Raw genomic sequence first — 19164 nt, 5'->3', positions numbered from 1 at the left:
TAAAGTGCTCCTTGTTATTTCTGAACGGCTTCACGTATAGCATTATCAGCCCGGCAACGTTCTGCGATGTGAGTTATAACTAATCAAAGGGGTAAAGAAGCCATCTTGGGAAAGAACATCAATATATACCCTTCATCTTTCAAGTTGCTGCTTTGTTGGCTGTTTCCACTTGCCGCCGTGCTGCAACTCGAAATTATTAGGTATAGTGATGCAGTATTATTGGGTCCACAGCCTCAGTGATGATAAAGACAAGTAACCAATACTTTCATCCGATTAATATATAACGGAGAGAATATAATAAAAAATTTAAAGTGTCTTGGATATTTGATCGATGGATTTCTGTTTAATTTAAAAAAATGTGATTTAAGTCATGGAATACTTCAGAACATTTACCTTAAGACTAATCCTATTAGCTGAAAAATTGGTTTTTTTAGGGCTAATTCGTGCTTCCTGTTTATCGTGCTTGTATTATGCAGTCGAATCATCGTGTTTCTTTTGATATTCATTAGGGGAGCTCATTTTACAGGGCACACCCAATTCATTTCAAATGATGACGTACAATGGTATAAGCTCGTATTAATTTTTAATAATGCCAAATTTTCCCATTGAATTTCAATATCATATTAATTTTGGGCGATAATCAGGGAGAACAGATTCGTAACGAGTATTGATATCTACAGGAACTAAGGTTATTTATCAAGGTGGAAAATATGAGATAAATAACCATTCTGTACTGGTCTTGGCTACTGAATAATGAGCGTCAATATATCCTGTGGGTAGATAATAAACTGCCCACGGAATAGGGTACCTGCTGGATAGTGATGAGTCAGTGTCTCCTGCAATTGTAATGTTATTTCATTATTTTCGAGGGATAGGGCAATAACTTCAGCGGCTTCAAAGCCAAAAAATCGTTTTACGTGTGGATAGAGTGCTTTGAATAAGCTTTCTTTCACAGAAAATGCCAATGTGAACATTTGTTCAGGTGGTAAATGGTAATTATTTAAGAAGGATATTTCTCTATCATTCAATACCATTTTTATCATTTCATTCATATTTTGATGGTTAGCAATGGTTTCTATATCAACACCAATTAATCGGTTATTGGTTTGCGGTGCTGCCAGTACAATAGCACGATGAATTGAATGAGAAACAGAACCACAAATACCCTGGGGCCAGATAGGTGCGCGATCATTGCCGGATATTAAATTAAACTCTGGTTGTCCTAATTGCGCTAAAAGTTGGCGGGCACAATAGCGTGCTACCAGATATTCAGCCCGTCGTTTATTGACTGCTTTGTTTAATTGGGCAGGGAAGGAAAGATTTAACTGTCTGAATAGTTCATCGTGATAATAAGAGAGATCAAAATGAGCCTGCCAGAGATGTACTTGAGGATATTGAATAACCGTTCCATACTCGATTTGAGTGATAAATCCATTACCATCTTTTGGCAGTGTGGCTTGACTGGTGCGTATAACTGTTTGTTCCATGTTGATTATCCAGATAAGAAAATGCTATACAGAGTTTATATTAATATCATTCATACTGAATTGTAAAACGTGCTGTAGCATTAGCTGTTCCGCCTGTTATTTTATCTCTGGTCTGGTAATAGCGGGCAGTAAAATGGGCTGTATAGCTAGAGTCTGCTGGTGTGCGACCGAAAACCAGAGGTTCTCCTAGAGAAATAGGTGTTCCATAATATAAGATTTGGACACCGACACCTTTTGCTGTATTTACATGGTTGCTATTATCTAATCGAATAACACTATCTGGAGTGTCTGAAGGGTTTTTAATTTTTTGTCCTAAGAAAGTAATTTTTGGTTTAACATTTTCTACACAATTAATGATGATATCAAAATTAGCATGACCGGCAGTAGTTCCTTTTCCTTTAAATAAAGAACCTTGTACGTTACCGAAGTTGACTTTTGGTGATGGTGTTGTTGTCATACAACCCATGGTCCTAAATCTATATGTACTTGAATGCCTTACTGAAATTAAATTTAATTTTGGGCTTCCTAATGCTTCTAATTTAAAAATTACTCCGGAAGATAGTGATTTTCCTGAATTAATTGCTCCTTTCTTATGAAGGTAAATACTAACATTTCCTATATCTTTCCAGGTGATTTTTTTTCTTGTTCCAAGGTTATATGAATAGTTAGTTCCATCTGCTTTGGGATAGCCTATTTTACCAATATTTCCGCCAGAAATAACAAAATATAAATATAATTTGTCTTCGATTATTTTTAATCCACCAGTGCCATGTTCAGTATTAGCCGATTTTCCAGTAAGAACACTGTCGCCAAACATGAGGGATATATTTTCTTCATCACATAAAAAAATTGGAGCATTGACATCAATGCCCATCTCTGAGGCTATCTGTTCAGCACTGAAGGTTTTTACGTTAATATCTTTATTGTTCGCTTTGTTAATATCTTGTTCAGATTCTTTTAAATTAAAATATAAAGAAATAGGTTTAGCGTTTGGATTTAAGTGACATTCGGCGAATGATTTGTTGCTGTTTAACAGTAGTATAGAAGCAATGAATAACCATAAGTAGTGTTTCATATAAATTCCGGTTGAGATTTATTCTTAATTATTGACAGCTCAATGAAGCCAGGATAATACCATTAATTTTTTGATATTTTTTACTATCAAATTTAATGTAACATCTTTGTTGATCACCTAAATCAGCTGTTAATTTTGTTGTATCACTAACACCGCTGAGGAAAACTTCTCCCCTTTCATTCACCATACCATTGACACCATTTGGGCCGGTGATTATTGCCCCGAATGGGAGTCTTTTACCTTTATGTTGTAAAGTTAAAAATACTCGATGACCAACGCGAATAGAATAATCGGCCAATACCAAAGCTCCTTTTGTGGGAATAACCTTAGTGGTTGGGTTATCAATATCTACGTCATCATCAAATGTATTGGTATCAAGAGATAACATGTTTTCCCGATATTGCGATATATAAGGGACAACGGTATATCCCCGCCAGTCTGTACTTATCGACGTATTATTAAGCACTTTGGTATGGCTTGCTCCAGGAGCACGAATTAAAGCACTGGCACCACTTTCACTAATATTTTGCGCCAGGGTAACGCCATAGGGATGGACAATAATTGCTCCTTCTAATCCATAATTAATACGCTTATTTTTACCATGATTGGTGGTATAACCTGCATTTACTGAGCCATATGAGCCTTTGTAATATAAGCTGGCAGCATTACCTGATTCTCTTTCTTTCTCTGATTTTTCGTAACTGTAATTTTGAGAAATGGAATAGCTCAGATTCTGCTGTTCCAATAAAGATCCGGATAATGTCATCGTGTGTTGGCTGTCACCATTTATATTATAAGTAGTATCATAATCTACGGATGCACTGTAATTTCCTGACGGTAGCCATTTATCCAAGGGGATACTGATATTCAGTGAAAAAGTCTGATCGTCATTAATTCTTGAGCGATTACGGTGATAATTGTAACCCAATGATAAATAAATATCATGAATATTAGTATTATAGGACATAGAATATGACTGATTCTTGCCAGTTTTATCTTGCCAGTAATCTTGTTGCCAGGTTGATAATGAAAGACTACCAAATTGACCTAAGCTTTGTCCCATTGTTATTTGCATGCGGTTTTTAGGCACACTATTTCTATTGTTATCACTAAATTGGTAGCTATTATTAGCATCGCTGAAGCTAAAATAACCGTTGGTATTGTAACGATAGCCAGCCAGTGTCACCGTTGTATTCGTTGTAGTAAAATTTTTACTGTAGCGTATCTGATAAGATTGGCCGGTTTTCTTTTCCTTATTTGGGAAATGGGTTGCTGCATTTGTGACATCTATTGACACCGCACCAATGTTTCCTAAATTATGACCTAGACCTAATGCATGACTTTGATAGTCAGAAGAAGCAATGGTTCCACTATAAATTGTAGTGCTATCCCATAGGCCGTAAATAACTTCTGTCTGGATAAATCTTTTTTTACTGGATTGTTTGCTACCACTGAATTTACCAACATTAATAAAATATTTTATTTGTCCTTCGCGGATCATCAATGGTGAGGCAGAAAAGAGTTGAGTAAATTTTCTGACTTTGCCATTTTCTTCATAAATAGATATTTCCAGATCACCATTCGAGTCAGTGGGATAAATATCAGTAATTTCAAATGCACCTGGTGGAACAAAAGTCTGATAAATTAGATTATCTTTCTGATGGACTTCTATCCTAGCGTGAGTCATGGCAATACCGCGAACGACAGGAGCAAATCTTTGTTGACTGTCTGGCAGCATTTGACTATCAGACATCAGTTTAACGCCATTAAAAGTGAAACTATCGAAAACCGTGCTATCAGTTGTCGTTTCGCCCAATACCAATCGGGATCTTAATGGGCGAATATCTCGCTCAGCATAAGCTTTAAGTGATTTCCATTCAGATGTTGTGCTATTACGGCTATAGTAACTATTATGGCGAACGCGCCACGGACCTAAATTAAAGCCACTGCGTAAATTCAAATATTGGTTTTGTTCACTTTGGTTTTTATTCCAAGATTGCATGCCTGTTAGATTGTAATTGGTAAAAAACATTGGCAAACCATCATCCCACTGATCAGGAGAGATATCTCCCCTGATTTGTGATCTCATTGCAGCCTGAGGAAAATTTAGCGTCAGAGTAAGATGACTTAAATCCAGATCTGCTGATGCGTATTTGATATATTTCTCTGGTTGAGAAATGATTTCCTGATCGGAAAGTAATGCTAATTCAGGGAAGCTTTCTGTTTTTACCCCGATTTCTTTCAGTAATCTGACAGATAATTCAGGACAAAGTTTTTCACCACAGTCAATAAAGGATAGGTTTTTGATGCCAATATCCTGTTGATTGACGATAACATTCACTTTATAGATGCCCGGAATGTGACTATCTGTTTTTGCCAAGCTGTCCAGATTAATGTTTTTTCTGTCTTCGTCTGATAATTGTAATGCATTTATATCAAAGTACAGCTCTGCATATGCTGGCAATGATAAACAATAAGCGAGTAAAGCAAAGCTGATTATTCTTTTCACAATACACTCATCAGATAATATTATCAGAAATTAAACTGGCGCTCTTCCGTTGTGCCACCGTAATCATTGATAGCCGTCAGCGTCACACTTTTTATGCCACTTTGAGCTGGAAATACCTTGTTACCAAAAGGTGGAATAAATCCTGGTCTGGCTATTGGTTTTCCATCTATTTTCATCTCATTAAGATTAACGTAATAAGCAGTGGGATTAGTTAATTGAACACCATTGGTATTACGTGATGCTTCTAAATGATTAATAGCATTATTCGCATCATCATCAGATAACCCTGTTGGGCGATAAATCAGTTTGATAATATTTTTGATGGTTATAATCATCTTGCTGTTGTCATTTTTTTCAACCGCCGGAATTGCATTGACATTGAGCAAAAATATCGATTCTCGATCTGATGGTAGATAATTTCCCACATATGAAACACGGATCTGATGCTCACTTTCTTTTGATACTTTGAATAATGGCGGCGTAATAACGAACGGTACTTTGTTTTGGCTATTATCGATATTATCTACCCACGATTGAATAAGATAAGGTCTTTCTGTATCCGAGTTGGTGATAGAAATTGTAGCTTCTTTTTGTGAGCCATTATAGATAAGGCGAGTTCCGCCTAAGGTAATCCCTGCTTGTACTTGTCCTATAAAAAGGACAAGTAAAAAGGGAGTAATAAAGCGAAGCATTTTTACTCCTTTACTGATTAAAGATATTTATTGGGTAATTATGGATATATGATTGTGAAATTGATTGGTTTATTTATATTACCTGTTGCAATATTCGTATTTGTCGAAATTAGTTTTGCAATGAATTGCATATCAGTGTTTCCATTTGGGGCTCCTACTGTTGCAACTCTTGTAGCATATTCTCCCGGTTTTATTTCCGTTGTACCATCTTCCCTGAATATTTGAATACCTACGCCAGTAACTCCGGAACTGTAAACCGCTTTATTATTAGCATCAGGCTCACCATCAAATGAGATACCTAGAGCTTCTGCTCTGGGACAGGTTGTTAAGGAGATAGAAAAGCCTTTACTTACACCAACTGTATTTTTATCCGGTCCAAACGTGCTTTTTAACAGTGAACCGAAATTTACTTCAACTTCTTTGCCTTTTGCTCCTGCGGCCACTGTACATCCATTTTCGATAATCTTACCTGTAAATTGAATTTTTCCATCATAAGATAACGCGCTGAAACTGCTAAAAGTCCCTAATATCATCACTAAAGAAGCCAAAATAAAATTCTTTTTCATTCAAAAATACCTTACCTTAATAAATATGTGTTTTATACCCTTCATCCTTCAAGTTGCTGCTTTGTTGGCTGCGTTCACTCACCCCAGTCACATAGTTATCTATGCTCCTGGGGATTCATTCACTTGCCGCCGCGCTGCAACTCGAAATCTATTGGGTATAGTTGTGTCTGTATAATAAAATTATATATCTAACCAGAATTATAGTTTAATGGTTGATTATATAATTGAATACATTTTTATAGTGGCGTGAAACTCAATTGATTCTACCTCTATCCTTGTGTTTTTTTATTGATGTGGATAAGTCATTACTAATAAATGGTTTTTCTTTAATCTCCTTGAATATTTCTATGATGAATAGGTTACACCCATTTGGATACTTATTTCTCGCTTACTGTAGTTTGAATATATCACCACTTTTGAATGGTTTTCGTTATTCTTTGGGTATTTACTCAAGGTAATAATTGACCCCGAATATATCATCATGTTTGGTGATAATAATCTCTGATATTAATTTTAGCACAAAAAGTATATTATTTGTTCTCCAAAGGATCATCTTTTACTGTAAATATATCCGCGTTATCGATAATGATTCTCACTTTTATTGCGATATTGCAAGCGATAAACTGCCATATCAGTAATAAAGTTCTTACAAGATGATGACTATAATGCAGTGAAAAACTCTTTTGGAATAGAACTAGGAAAACTGCCATCCTCGTTATGATTACGATAGCAATAAGTTTCTTCTAATGTCTTCAATTTATTTTCAATTCGGAATTTTCATCTTTCTGTAGGGCTATTATCACTCGACGCTGTGGAGTATTAACTAAAATATGATCTTTTTCAACAAGTTAAACAAAAAAAATGATGTTTTTTTTAAAACTATCAAATTGTCTTTCTTTTTCATTATGTTATATCTTTAAATTAATCGTTTGATTTAATTGGTTTTGTATGGTTTTAGTTTTCTGCATAAGATAATTTTTTACTTTACTATCACTCAAATAGTTTAGTGTAATTTTCAGCCTCATTGTTGGTTATATGATTAATCTTAGTAATCTATCGCGGTTTTGCATGGTCAGTGCAACATAATTACATTGCAGTTGAACATATGCAAAAAATATATTATGGAAATCTGTTTTTTTATCGCTTATTGATGTTGAAAAAAATGTAATTATTGAAAATTGTGAGTGCGGGAGGCGTAATTATATTATTGATTTAATTAAGTCTTGTAGAAGAAATTACATTGATGATTTCTATGGCGGTTTTCTTAAATAAAATTAACGCTGTAAATAGGTAATAAAATTTAGAGAGTAAAACGCTGAGTGAAAATCATTAATTGGTAAATATTACCTTAACTTAATTAGTGATAGTGTAGGTATTTTACTTACAAGAAAATTGTTGTTTTATCCATTTTTATTTTATGGTTATTGCAAAGTATAGGGATGGAATTATTTCATTTTCTGTATTTATAAGGAGAATAATTGAGAAAAATCATCGATCAAACTCTTTGATTTTGCGATTTATACCGGAGAAATCTTAGCCTGGTTAAAGAATGGATTGGGTTGGAAGAGAAATTTGTAAAAAATTTCTCAGCCGGCCTTTACAATTTCGGATTCTGTTAACTAGAATCAAGATAGTCGGTTAGCAAATATTACTTTATTAGGAATATATGAAAATAATATTGGTTGTACATGGATTAGAAATGTCATGTTTATGTAACATGTCTTAAGCCGATAAAAAAATTTATATTTTTTTGTATAGTATCCTTTCATAGATTGGCATTTTTCTAAATGGGGATACTGTTCATTATTTCCTGCCAGGAAATCACCAAAAGAGCAGCGTAGCGCTATGGTGATAGCATCCAGTGTGTCGATACTTAGGTTAGGTTTACCGATTCTGGTTTCGATCGTGTAGTTCTAGAGATGCTTGATAATTTAGAAATATCATTCTGTGAAATATTTATCGCCTGTCGCAATTGTTTGGCCTTGTTGCTGATATTAGTGCAGGTTTTTTTATCTGGTTTTTATTAAATCGGAGCGATTGAGATTATTAACATTATAATAAAAGGGGCAGTTAGTCGTTGCAAAGTGAGAGTAATGATATTTAATGACAATAATTTTATGATCATTAATTTAAGGGGATGAAGGCACATGATGAAGTTTGTATTAGGAGTGTCCTATTACACTTCAAATGATTAATTATTATATATAACAGCCATTGAGGATACTATGAATAGCTATTACGATTATATAATCATTGCCAGTATGGTGAGTATGGTCTTAATTATGCCAGGACCAACAAATACTCTTTTAGTATCATCTGGATATTCACATGGTTTTATTAGTACCCTCAGGTTGATTTTGGCTGAGGCGTTTGGTTATTTAACAGCAATTAGTTTGTGGGGGTTATTTTTATCTTCACTCTCTCACACTTTCATATGGTTGTTGGTGGCCTTAAAACTTTGCGCTTCGACGTACATTGCTTATTTGGCTTTTAAAGTTTGGCATTTCTCATTAGGTAAAGGAGAGGCGAAAGTTCATTTTAGTACGGTATTGTTTGCTACTTTGCTTAATCCTAAGGCTTTTGTGTTTGCTACATATGTATTTCCTCTTACTGCATTTACTGTGTGGGCAGAATATATTCCTTCTATGACGGCTTTTGTTTGTGCGTTATTGCCTGTTTCCCTGATTTGGGTGGGGGCGGGAAAGGTGCTATGTCTGGGAAATATGGGAAAAAGGCGTTTAAAACCCGAACTGTTTTATCGTTTTGCTTCTTTAGTGTTATCTGTTTTTTTCATTCTCAATGTTTTATACGTCAATGAAAGGTGTTTTATATCTCTGACGTGATATATACCCTTCATCTTTCAAGTTGTTGCTTTGTTGGCTGCGTTCACTCACCCCAGTCACATCGTTATCTATGCTCCTGGGGATGCGTTCACTTGCCGCTGCGCTGCAACTTGAAATCTATTGGGTATAGAGTAAAGGATAAAATCATGGTTCAGCTCAATGATGAGAATGAAGAAATTATTCTATCAGTGCGCGTTTCCTCAAATTAGTGGCGTAAAGGGCGATGCAGGGGAAGGCTCAACTAAATGGCCTTTGCTGCTTGCCAACACACTTGCCATTGTTTTGGCAATTTCGTGCTCGCCAATAATGACATGGCTAGCCCCACGTTCCATGATGTAGGTCACTTCGTCGTCATAGTCAGCTCGGACGATAATATTCAGATCTGGACGAGCCTCTCTTGCACTGGCAACAATCTCGCCTGCTTCATAGCCATTCGGTATTGTCAGTAGTAGGGAATAGGCACAGTCCAGACGCGCTAGTGACATAATATCTTTGCTGGCGGCGTTGCCCATGACTGCACTGATACCTTGTTCACCCAATTCTTCAAATTTAGCTCTGGTATTTTCAATAACAACTAGCGGGAATTCTTGTTCCTGTAAGCGCTGGCATAGCAAACTGCCGATACGTCCATAGCCGACAATAATAGTGTGACCACAAATATCGACAGGAATTTGAGTTTCTTCTTCCAGCGTTTCTTCTAATAATTGCTCTTCAATTGTTTCTGTTTTTTCCAGATAGCGATCCAGCAGGCTGAACAGAACTGGGTTCAGCATAATAGAAACAATTGCACCAGCCAGAACCAGATTACGAGCATCTCCATCAAGTAGGCCAAGTGCAACACCAAGGCCTGCCAGAATAAAGGCAAATTCACCGATTTGAGCCAAACTGACCGAAATTGTTAGCGCAGTACGGCGTGAATGGCCGAACATTTTAACTAGTAACATGGCGGCGGCGGACTTACCGATAATGATAATTGCCAGCGTTGCCAGTATCGCCAGTGGTTGCTGAATCAGTACCATTGGGTCGAACAGCATACCAACGGATACGAAGAACAACACGGCGAAAGCATCTCTTAGTGGCAGTGTATCTTGAGCGGCACGGTGGCTGAGTTCTGATTCGTTCAGTACCATACCGGCGAAGAATGCACCTAGCGCAAATGAGGCGTCAAATAGCGTAACAGCACCGTAAGCAATACCCAAAGCGATAACCAATACAGCAAGGGTAAATAGTTCTCGGGAACCTGTACTGGCAGTTTTTGCCAATACCCACGGGATTAGACGGCGGCCAACAACAATCATCAGCAGGATAAAAGCGATGACTTTGCCGATTGTCATGGCGAGTTCCATAATTAACTGCCCGATATTGGCTTCTTTATTGCCAAGAATACCAGCAGCCGCAGGCAGTAATACCAGAGTCAGCACCATGGCCAGATCTTCGACAATCAGCCAGCCGATGGCTATCTGACCTCGTTGGCTATCGATCAATTGACGCTCTTCTAGCGCTCGTAACAGAACAACGGTACTGGCGGTTGATAAGCAGAGGCCAAAGACGATGCCGCTAAATAATTCCCAACCCAGTATTGTTGATAGTCCCACACCAAGCAGTGTTGCTACCAATATTTGCGCAATAGCGCCAGGGATTGCAATAGATTTTACTGCCAGCAGATCTTTAAGTGAAAAATGTAGTCCGACACCGAACATTAATAAGATAACACCAATTTCTGCCAGTTCTGGTGCTAGCGATGCATCAGCGACAAAACCAGGAGTAAAAGGACCAGCGAGTACTCCCGCAGTAAGATAACCGACCAGTGGTGAAATTTTCAGACGCTGTGCCAACATGCCAAGCAGATAAGCGATAAAGAACCCGCCAACGATAGTGGTGATAAGTGGTGTCGAATGCTCCATTAAGGCTCCTTCTTATTGAGGCTATTAAGTAGTATTGTGAAGAGGTAGCTGTAACAACATTTTATAGGTAATTCGAGGTAAATTCGCTAAAAAAATGACTAAAACATAAAAAAATATCGATTGAAAGGATTAAATTACCCATAACAGAGATTTTTGCCATTATATTTGATTATTTATGAGGTATATAGAGATTTCTCCCACATAAAAAATGACTTTTATGTGGGGGAATTTAGCGATTTTTCTAGTTGTTATCTTCTATATTAGGTAATAAGGCGGTAAATATGCCAAGTAATGGCAGAAAAGCACAGATCTGATAAACCAGTTCAATACTTGTTCTGTCTGCTATGTTGCCAAGTACCGCTGCGCCAATACCTCCCATACCAAAAGCCAATCCGAAAAATAGACCAGATATCATCCCGGTTTTACCTGGAATGAGTTCCTGTGCGTATACCAAGATTGCAGAGAACGCAGAAGCGAGAATCACACCAATGATCACTGACAGTATGCTTGTCCAGTACAGAGAAGCATAAGGCAGAATCAAAGTAAAAGGAGCAACACCAAGGATAGATATCCAGATAACATACTTCCTGCCGATTTTATCACCAAGAGGTCCGCCAATGATGGTCCCTGCCGCGACAGCGAATAAAAAGAGAAACAGATGAATCTGGGCGTTTTGTACAGAAATGCCAAATTTGTGGATTAAGTAAAAAGTGTAATAGCTGCTAATGCTGGTGAGATAAAAGTATTTGGAAAATATTAAAATTAACAAAATAGTCAGGGAGCCTATCACGATTTTTTTTGGTAAAACTTTGACGACAGGACCCGTTCTGACTTGATTTTTCTTAATATAATTCTGAGCCTTATACCATTTACTGATCTGCAACAGCACGATAATGCCCAGTAATGCTGCCAGCGAGAACCAACCAACATTGCCTTTGCCATAAGGTGCAATAAATACAGCGGCTAATAAAGGCCCAAGGGAACTGCCAAAATTCCCCCCGACCTGGAAGAGCGATTGAGCCAGTCCGTGGCGGCCACCAGATGCCATGCGTGCTACACGCGATGATTCTGGATGGAATACCGAAGAGCCAGTACCAATTAATGCAGACGCTAATAGAACTAATGGGAAGCTGTTAGCATGGGCCAGCAGTAGCAGACCCGACAAGGTAAAACTCATCCCAATAGGTAATGAATAAGGCTGTGGATGTTTATCGGTATAGAGACCTATCAGTGGCTGTAATAACGACGCGGTAATTTGATAGGTCAATGTGATCATACCGATTTGCACAAAACTCAAGTTGAATTCTGATTGTAGTAAAGGATAAATCGCCAGGATTAGCGATTGGATCATATCGTTCAATAAGTGTGAAATGCTAATTGCACCAAGAATAGTAAAAACGGTATTCCTGGTTTTGCTTGCACGAGGGGGAACTGTAGTTGTGTCGCTCTGTTCGCTCATAATTGACTGTCAGCCTGTCTTATTGAGAGTGAGTTTGTTGGTTATTGGTTACATTTTACATATTAGGTTGATAGTTAATTTTTTACTACACTGGAGGTAGTTTGATGATACGCTCAGAAAAATGAAACGAAATATGTTCTAATAACCTCATAACCTATCTCAGAAAATGATTTGTTAATCCCGCCTTGTTAGTTTTTGAAACTGTTTTTGCATGGCAATTCACTTAAAAAACATGGAGATATACCATGAAATTTTCGTTTAAGACCTCAGCTTGTGCTTTGGTTGTTTCTATGACACTACTTCCAGCAATAGCAAATGCATGGGAAAAAGACAAAACCTATAACATTACTATTTTGCACACCAACGACCATCATGGGCATTTTTGGTATAACGACCACGGAGAATATGGTTTAGCCGCTCAAAAAACAGTTGTTGATGAAATTCGTAAAGAAGTCACCGAAAGAGGCGGTAGTACGTTATTGCTTTCCGGTGGAGATATTAATACTGGCGTACCAGAGTCTGATCTGCAAGATGCGGAGCCTGATTTTAAAGGAATGAATCTGATAGGTTATGATGCAATGGCGTTGGGTAACCACGAGTTTGATAATCCTCTGTCAGTATTGCGTCAGCAGGAAAAATGGGCAAACTTTCCTTTCCTCTCGGCCAATATTTACGATACCAGCACCGGTAAACGTTTGTTCAAGCCTTATACCCTTTTTGATAAACAAGGGGTGAAGATTGCGGTTATCGGCCTGACGACTGATGATACGGCGAAAATCGGTAACCCTGCTAATTTCCCTAATGTTGAATTTCGGGTTCCCGCTATAGAAGCTAAAATGGTCATTGAGGATCTGAAAAAAAATGAAAAGCCAGATGTGATTATTGCAGCAACCCATATGGGGCACTATGACGACGGTCATCATGGTTCTAACGCGCCAGGTGATGTTGAAATGGCGCGTAGTTTGCCAGCGGGTTATTTGGATATGATTGTAGGTGGTCACTCGCAAGATCCGGTTTGTATGTCTGCGGAAAATAAAAATTATAAGCAGATTGATTATGTGCCGGGAACGCCATGTTCGCCTGATCGCCAGAATGGTACTTGGATTGTTCAAGCTCACGAGTGGGGTAAATATGTTGGCCGTGCTGATTTTGAGTTCCGTAATGGTGAATTTAAGCTGACTCATTATCAGTTAATTCCCATTAATCTTAAAAATAATATAAAAAAAGCAGACGGTTCTACTGAACGAGTTTATTACACGCATCAAATCGCGCAAAACCCGGAAATGATAACGTTACTAACGCCTTACCAGAATAAAGGTGATAAACAGTTAAACGTAAAAGTAGGTTCTGTTGAGGGTAAATTGGAAGGTGATCGCAACAAAGTACGTTTTGTTCAGACTAATATGGCGCATGTTGTCCTTTCTGCTTTGATGGAACGTGCTCATGCTGATTTTGCTATTATCAGTGGCGGTGGTATTCGTGATTCTATTGAATCAGGCGATATTACTTATAAAGATGTCCTGAAAGTGCATCCATTTGCCAACTCATTGGTTTATGTTGATCTGAAAGGTAGCGAAGTTGAAAAATATCTGGCAGTCGTTGCTAACATGAAGGTTGACTCTGGTGCTTATGCTCAGTTCTTGAATGTCAGTTTGATTGCTGATGGTAAGGGTATTAAAGATGTAAACATCGCAGGAAAACCTTTAGAACCCAACAAAACTTACCGCCTGGCAATGCTTGATTTTAATGCTATCGGTGGTGATGGTTATCCACGTCTGGACAATCATCCAACCTATGTCAACACGGGTTTTGTTGATGCAGAAGTGCTAAAAGGGTATATCGAGAAGCATTCACCCTTAGAAGCGGCTGATTATGAGCCAAAAGGTGAAATCGTTTATCAATAACCCCTGATAAGGCGATAAATCGGCAGGGCTGCAATTTTGCACTGACCGCGTAAAGTTGGTCAAAACCAACTATCGGCGGCAGTTTAATCTGGCAGCCCTGATCTTTAAGCTTTGGTAATGTCGGCAAAAATACGCTTTTATCCCTGAATCTGCCGGTGTAATCCCGTTCCTCGTAACAACCTGATTCCCAGCCAACTACCACATAAAGAAAGTAATAAGCTGCTGATGATTGGCAGTAAGAGCCACATTTGCCATTCTGGTTGCCATGGAAAATCAAAAATCTTGGTTTGCAACAACCAAAGCGCAGCTTCTGCGCCTAATGCCGCAGCAAAACCCGCCATTAACCCAAGCAATGCAAATTCGCTCCAGAGAGTACGGCGCAGTAATTGCTTACTTGCTCCCAAGGTCCGGTAAACCACGAGTTCAAGCCGCCGCCGGTGCATTCCTACCTGAACTTGTGCTAACAGGAGTAATACGCCACATACCATGACCAACCCGACCATCACCTCCAATGCCTTGCCTACCTGTTGTAAAATATCCTGAATTTGCTTAATCATTGCACCCGTATCAAGTAGGCTCAATGTGGGAAATTGACGATTAAGATCGGTCAAGAGGCGACCATCACCTTCATAATGGAAACTGGTCAGCCAGGTTTGTTGTTGATTTTCGAGTGTTTGTTTTGGAAAGATAAATATGAAGTTTGGCCGCAAGCTTTCCCAGTCCACCAACCGGATACTGCTGACTGTGGCACTGAATTGCTGGGTATCACCACTGAATGTCAGTTTATCGCCGATTTTGATTGCTAAACGTTCAGCAACTTTCTGCTCAATAGAAACCTCATTTTCTTTTGGTGGCCAATTACCTTCTATCAAAGTATTAAACGGTGGTAGTTCTTCTTTCCATGTCAGATTCAATTCCCGCCGTACAATGTTGCTGTCCGGTTCTTTGGCATCTGCCCACGTGATGGCTGATTGATCATTAATTTCTGTCAGGCGGGCCAAGACCACAGGATAAAATTCCGCTGGTTTAATTTGATATTGAGCCAGTAAATGTTTTACCTGTGGAATTTGCCGGCCAGTCATATTAATCAGAAAATAGTTTGGGCTGTCCGGCGGCAATTGTTGCTGCCAGCGGTCAAGTAAATCGCCCCGGATCACTAACAACAAAGCAAGTAACATAAATGATAAAGAGAAAGACGCCAATTGAGTCACAGTTTGAAATGGCTGCCGCAGCAGTCGACTAACGGCTAAACGAAAACTAAGATGGCGGGATTTCAGGTGGCGCAATAGCCATAATCCTCCCCAACCGAGTACGGCCAATAACAAAGCAACAATCATTACGCCAGCAAGTAGCGCCCATAAGATAGGATTGGTACCAGTCAGGAAAACAAGTCCGCTAATCACAATCAATGTCACTAATGGCAAGTAATAACGCAATGGCCAGACAGGCGCGATAATATCGTCACGCAGCACCCGTGATGGCTGGGTTGCCATTAATTGCCGGTACGGACGCATCCCAACTAGTAAGGTAATAACAGATAATGCTCCCAGTGCCCATACCCACGGCCAGAATCCTGCTTTTGGTAACGTTTTTGGCAGCATAGGTGCCAGAGTTTGCACCAGTAGATATTCAAACATCAATCCTAAAAAGGTACCTACCAACGTCGCTGCAACTAATAACACCAACCACTGACCGATCACCCATTTACGTAAAGCCCAGCGTCCCGCACCAAGGGTTTTAAGCACGGCGATCAAGTTATGGCGGCTATGGCAATAGTGAGTCATTGATACCGCGACAGCAGCGACAGCAAGTAATAATGTGAGCAAAGCTGATAACAACAAGAATTGCTGTGCTCTTTCAATAGATTTTGCCAGCGCGCCGCTATCCTGCTTCAAGGTATACCAGCGCTGATCGGCCTTAAGTTGTGGATCAATCAATTGCTGATATTGATAAATTGCTTCTTTATCACCAGAAAACATATAACGGTAGGTCAGACGGCTACCTGGCTGAATCGCACCGGTGGATTGGGCATCATCAAGACTGATTAGAATCCGTGGCGCAATCTGAAATGGATTGAAACCACTGTCTGGTTCCTGAATGAGTTCTCCGCTGACTTTGAGTGTGGTATCACCGACATCCAGATTATCGCCAATTTTGATTTTCAACAGTTCAAGCAAGCGAGGTGCGACCAGAACGGTACCTTTTTCTGCTTTCAAACCAGGTGGATCAGTTTCCAGCTTGCCATATAACGGATAGAGATTGTCTGTGGCTTTCACATTAGCCAGTTGAGGAATATCCCCGGCATAGGTCATTGTGGTGAAAGAGAGCTGGCTACTCAACTTTAACCCGAGATCTTTCGCCTGTTGTAACCATCTGTCATCTACCGGATAAGAAGCCCGCAGAACCAGATCACCGGCCAGAAAATCCCGGCTTTGGTAATGAACACTTTGATCAATGCGATCACTTATCCTGCCTAATGCCAACACGCAAGCGACTGCCAGAGTGAGAGATAACCAAACAATCAATAAAGAGGGAGTGCGCCACTCGCGCCAGAACCAGCGCCAAATCATCTTTCTTCCCTCAATGTTCCATCAACCAGTCGTAAGCAACGTTGGCAGCGAGCAGCAAGCTGGCTGTCGTGAGTAACCAGAATTAATGTTGTGGCATAATCACGATTCAGAGAAAACAGTAAGTCAGCAATGCGATCACCGGTTTGTCGATCCAAATTACCTGTTGGTTCATCAGCAAACAAAATTTTTGGCTGGCTGCTAAATGCTCGAGCCAACGCAACCCTTTGTTGTTCACCACCAGAAAGTTGGGCTGGCATATGTTTCAAACGTTTCCCCAATCCTAATTGTTCAAGCAATTCGATTGCTTGTTTCTTGCTACTATTTTCAGACTCACCGCGTAATAAAGCAGGGAGCTGGACATTTTCCAAGGCGTTTAACGTTGGAATTAACATAAATGACTGAAATACAAAACCGACATTTTCAGCTCGTAGTTTTGCCCTCTGCTCCTCATTCATTTGGCTTAAATTGTGCCCTAACAGCCGGACTTCACCGTCACTACCATCATCCAACCCGGCAATAATGCCAAGCAGTGTGGATTTACCCGATCCAGATTCGCCTACCAGAGCAATAGTCTGCGCAGGCTCGACAACCAACTTGACTCCCTGCAATATAGTGATCTTATGTTCCCCCTGACCAACGTGCTTATTGAGATGCTGAACTTCAAGAATATTTCCCGTTACCATTTACTTTTCCTATTACTAGTGGTGTTATCCAGCGCCAGAGCTATTGCGGCAGATACCCTGCTGATCTTGGGCGATAGTCTCAGTGCGGGTTACCATCTGCCTGTTGAACAATCATGGCCTGTTCTGATGGAAAAAAAGTGGCAAAAATCCGGTAATAAAATCACTGTCATCAACGGCAGCATCAGCGGTAACACCGCCGCTCAGGGCCTTGAAAGGCTACCTGGATTACTTAAACAACATCAACCCCGTTGGGTACTGATAGAATTGGGTGCCAATGATGGGTTACGCGGTTTTCCCCCACAACAAACAGAACACGATCTGCAACAGATCATCACATTAGTGAAACAAGCCAATATTCAACCTTTATTGATGCAAATCCGTCTGCCGCCAAATTACGGGCGCCGTTATACCGAATCTTTTGCCAAGATTTACCCCAGACTGGCAGAACATAATCAAATTCCTCTGCTTCCGTTTTATATGGAACAAGTCGCTATTAAACCGGAGTGGGTGCAACAAGACGGATTACATCCTAATCTGGCCGCCCAGCCATTTATTGCTGACTGGATGTCTGACACACTATCAGCACATCTTAATTATTCTTAAGTAGTAAACTATTAGTTTCAACACATTGATGTATATAAGTAGGTAAAGTTATGCAAAAGTCAGTTCTTATCACAGGCTGTTCTAGTGGAATTGGTCTGGTGGCGGCAAAAACACTACATCAGCGGGGTTATAGAGTATTAGCAGCCTGTCGAAAACCCGCAGATTTACAGCGTATGCGCGAACTAGGACTGGAACCTATCGAATTGGATCTTGATGACAAGATGAGTGTTGAACGAGCCGCTGCTGAAGTCATCAAGCTAACCAATGGCCGCCTGTACGGACTGTTTAATAATGGCGGCTTTGGTATTTATGGCCCTTTGAACACTATCAGTCGTGAACAATTGGAACATCAATTCTCAACTAATCTGTTTGGTACACATCAACTTACTTGTTTGCTACTCCCAATCATGCAACTTCATGGTGAAGGTCGTATTATCCAAACCAGTTCGGTGATGGGACTAATTTCAACCCCAGGCCGTGGTGCTTATTCTGCCAGTAAATATGCTTTAGAAGCATGGTCAGATGCCTTAAGAATGGAATTGGCAGGGACAGGTATTAAAGCCAGCCTGATTGTACCAGGCCCGATAAAAACACGTTTTACCGAAAACGTGAATCAGACACAAAGCGATAAGCCAGTCAAAAACCCGGGCATTGCCCGCCATTTCACACTGACACCCGAAGCTGTTGTGCGTAAGTTGATTCATGCTTTAGAAAGCCCAAACCCTAAATTACGTTATCCAGTGACTTGGATAACTCACGCGGTAACCATTATGCGCCGGATTTTGCCGGGAAGATTAATGGATAAAATACTGACTAAACAGAGTGGTACAACTTGAAAGTTAGCAAAGTAACCTCATCTGTTCAATAAT

Annotated in this window: 13 protein-coding genes; 4 read left to right on the top strand and 9 right to left on the bottom strand. The window is 39.6% G+C overall.

All coding sequences use genetic code 11. The annotated features are described in order from the left end of the window. Positions 1 to 743 precede the first annotated feature (743 nt). From BDD30_RS06580 to BDD30_RS06560, 5 genes are read right to left on the bottom strand one after another with little or no spacing between them, the layout of a single operon-like run. Positions 744 to 1487 (bottom strand): 4'-phosphopantetheinyl transferase family protein, encoded by a 744-nt coding sequence (locus BDD30_RS06580; protein WP_012777145.1) that lies wholly within the window; start codon positions 1485 to 1487, stop codon positions 744 to 746. Positions 1488 to 1533: 46 nt separating this feature from the next. After that, positions 1534 to 2562 carry a fimbrial protein gene (locus BDD30_RS06575; RefSeq protein ID WP_012777146.1) on the bottom strand — a complete coding sequence of 343 codons (1029 nt, stop codon included), beginning with the start codon at positions 2560 to 2562 and terminating at the stop codon, positions 1534 to 1536. 28 nt (positions 2563 to 2590) lie between these two features. Continuing rightward, complete coding sequence (locus BDD30_RS06570) at positions 2591 to 5071, bottom strand: fimbria/pilus outer membrane usher protein (protein WP_012777147.1); 2481 nt, start codon at positions 5069 to 5071, stop codon at positions 2591 to 2593. A gap of 23 nt (positions 5072 to 5094) precedes the next feature. Beyond that, positions 5095 to 5763: a fimbrial biogenesis chaperone gene (locus tag BDD30_RS06565; RefSeq protein WP_012777148.1), complete on the bottom strand. Its 669-nt coding sequence runs from the start codon at positions 5761 to 5763 to the stop codon at positions 5095 to 5097. Between the two features lie 38 nt (positions 5764 to 5801). Next, on the bottom strand, positions 5802 to 6329 hold the full coding sequence (locus BDD30_RS06560) for a fimbrial protein (protein ID WP_012777149.1): 528 nt from the start codon (positions 6327 to 6329) through the stop codon (positions 5802 to 5804). A gap of 2225 nt (positions 6330 to 8554) precedes the next feature. Between BDD30_RS06560 and BDD30_RS06555 the strand changes: the two genes are divergently transcribed. Continuing rightward, complete coding sequence (locus BDD30_RS06555) at positions 8555 to 9172, top strand: LysE family translocator (protein ID WP_249039917.1); 618 nt, start codon at positions 8555 to 8557, stop codon at positions 9170 to 9172. A 200-nt stretch (positions 9173 to 9372) separates the two neighbouring features. On the opposite strand, the gene ybaL is transcribed toward BDD30_RS06555, so the two are convergent. Beyond that, on the bottom strand, positions 9373 to 11076 hold the full coding sequence (gene ybaL / locus BDD30_RS06550; protein WP_012777152.1) for a YbaL family putative K(+) efflux transporter: 1704 nt from the start codon (positions 11074 to 11076) through the stop codon (positions 9373 to 9375). 241 nt (positions 11077 to 11317) lie between these two features. Next, a complete protein-coding gene (locus BDD30_RS06545; protein ID WP_012777153.1) occupies positions 11318 to 12535 on the bottom strand; it encodes an MFS transporter in 1218 nt (405 codons plus the stop codon). Positions 12536 to 12780: 245 nt separating this feature from the next. Between BDD30_RS06545 and ushA the strand changes: the two genes are divergently transcribed. Next, positions 12781 to 14439 carry a bifunctional UDP-sugar hydrolase/5'-nucleotidase UshA gene (gene ushA, locus BDD30_RS06540; RefSeq protein ID WP_012777154.1) on the top strand — a complete coding sequence of 553 codons (1659 nt, stop codon included), beginning with the start codon at positions 12781 to 12783 and terminating at the stop codon, positions 14437 to 14439. A 137-nt stretch (positions 14440 to 14576) separates the two neighbouring features. On the opposite strand, the gene ybbP is transcribed toward ushA, so the two are convergent. Next, on the bottom strand, positions 14577 to 17009 hold the full coding sequence (ybbP, locus tag BDD30_RS06535; protein WP_012777155.1) for a putative ABC transporter permease subunit YbbP: 2433 nt from the start codon (positions 17007 to 17009) through the stop codon (positions 14577 to 14579). Then, positions 17006 to 17692, bottom strand: coding sequence for a putative ABC transporter ATP-binding protein YbbA (ybbA, locus tag BDD30_RS06530; protein WP_012777156.1), 687 nt, complete (start codon positions 17690 to 17692; stop codon positions 17006 to 17008). The genes ybbP and ybbA overlap by 4 nt, the downstream gene beginning before the upstream one ends. On the opposite strand from ybbA, the gene tesA reads away from it, so the two are divergent. Together tesA and BDD30_RS06520 are read left to right on the top strand one after the other, a co-directional pair. Next, entirely contained in the window at positions 17660 to 18295 is a 636-nt protein-coding gene (tesA, locus tag BDD30_RS06525; RefSeq protein WP_012777157.1) for a multifunctional acyl-CoA thioesterase I/protease I/lysophospholipase L1, read from the top strand. The genes ybbA and tesA overlap by 33 nt on opposite strands. A 50-nt stretch (positions 18296 to 18345) precedes the next feature. Beyond that, complete coding sequence (locus BDD30_RS06520; RefSeq protein ID WP_012777158.1) at positions 18346 to 19131, top strand: SDR family oxidoreductase; 786 nt, start codon at positions 18346 to 18348, stop codon at positions 19129 to 19131. The last annotated feature ends 33 nt before the right edge of the window (positions 19132 to 19164 follow it).

The sequence above is a fragment of the Photorhabdus asymbiotica genome (assembly GCF_003634575.1).
GTDB lineage: Bacteria > Pseudomonadota > Gammaproteobacteria > Enterobacterales > Enterobacteriaceae > Photorhabdus > Photorhabdus asymbiotica.
Note: the sequence above shows the minus strand (reverse complement) of the source record. Positions and strands in the feature narration are given on the sequence as shown.

Bases quoted from the DNA above. Each gene is read 5' to 3' on its own strand.
- BDD30_RS06580 (WP_012777145.1), bottom strand. From the start codon at position 1,487: ATGGAACAAACAGTTATACGCACCAGTCAAGCCACACTGCCAAAAGAT.
- ybaL (WP_012777152.1), bottom strand. From the start codon at position 11,076: ATGGAGCATTCGACACCACTTATCACCACTATCGTTGGCGGGTTCTTT.
- ybbP (WP_012777155.1), bottom strand. From the start codon at position 17,009: ATGATTTGGCGCTGGTTCTGGCGCGAGTGGCGCACTCCCTCTTTATTG.
- BDD30_RS06565 (WP_012777148.1), bottom strand. From the start codon at position 5,763: ATGCTTCGCTTTATTACTCCCTTTTTACTTGTCCTTTTTATAGGACAA.
- BDD30_RS06520 (WP_012777158.1), top strand. From the start codon at position 18,346: ATGCAAAAGTCAGTTCTTATCACAGGCTGTTCTAGTGGAATTGGTCTG.
- BDD30_RS06555 (WP_249039917.1), top strand. From the start codon at position 8,555: ATGAATAGCTATTACGATTATATAATCATTGCCAGTATGGTGAGTATG.
- ybbA (WP_012777156.1), bottom strand. From the start codon at position 17,692: ATGGTAACGGGAAATATTCTTGAAGTTCAGCATCTCAATAAGCACGTT.
- BDD30_RS06575 (WP_012777146.1), bottom strand. From the start codon at position 2,562: ATGAAACACTACTTATGGTTATTCATTGCTTCTATACTACTGTTAAAC.
- BDD30_RS06545 (WP_012777153.1), bottom strand. From the start codon at position 12,535: ATGAGCGAACAGAGCGACACAACTACAGTTCCCCCTCGTGCAAGCAAA.
- ushA (WP_012777154.1), top strand. From the start codon at position 12,781: ATGAAATTTTCGTTTAAGACCTCAGCTTGTGCTTTGGTTGTTTCTATG.
- BDD30_RS06560 (WP_012777149.1), bottom strand. From the start codon at position 6,329: ATGAAAAAGAATTTTATTTTGGCTTCTTTAGTGATGATATTAGGGACT.
- tesA (WP_012777157.1), top strand. From the start codon at position 17,660: ATGCTGAACTTCAAGAATATTTCCCGTTACCATTTACTTTTCCTATTA.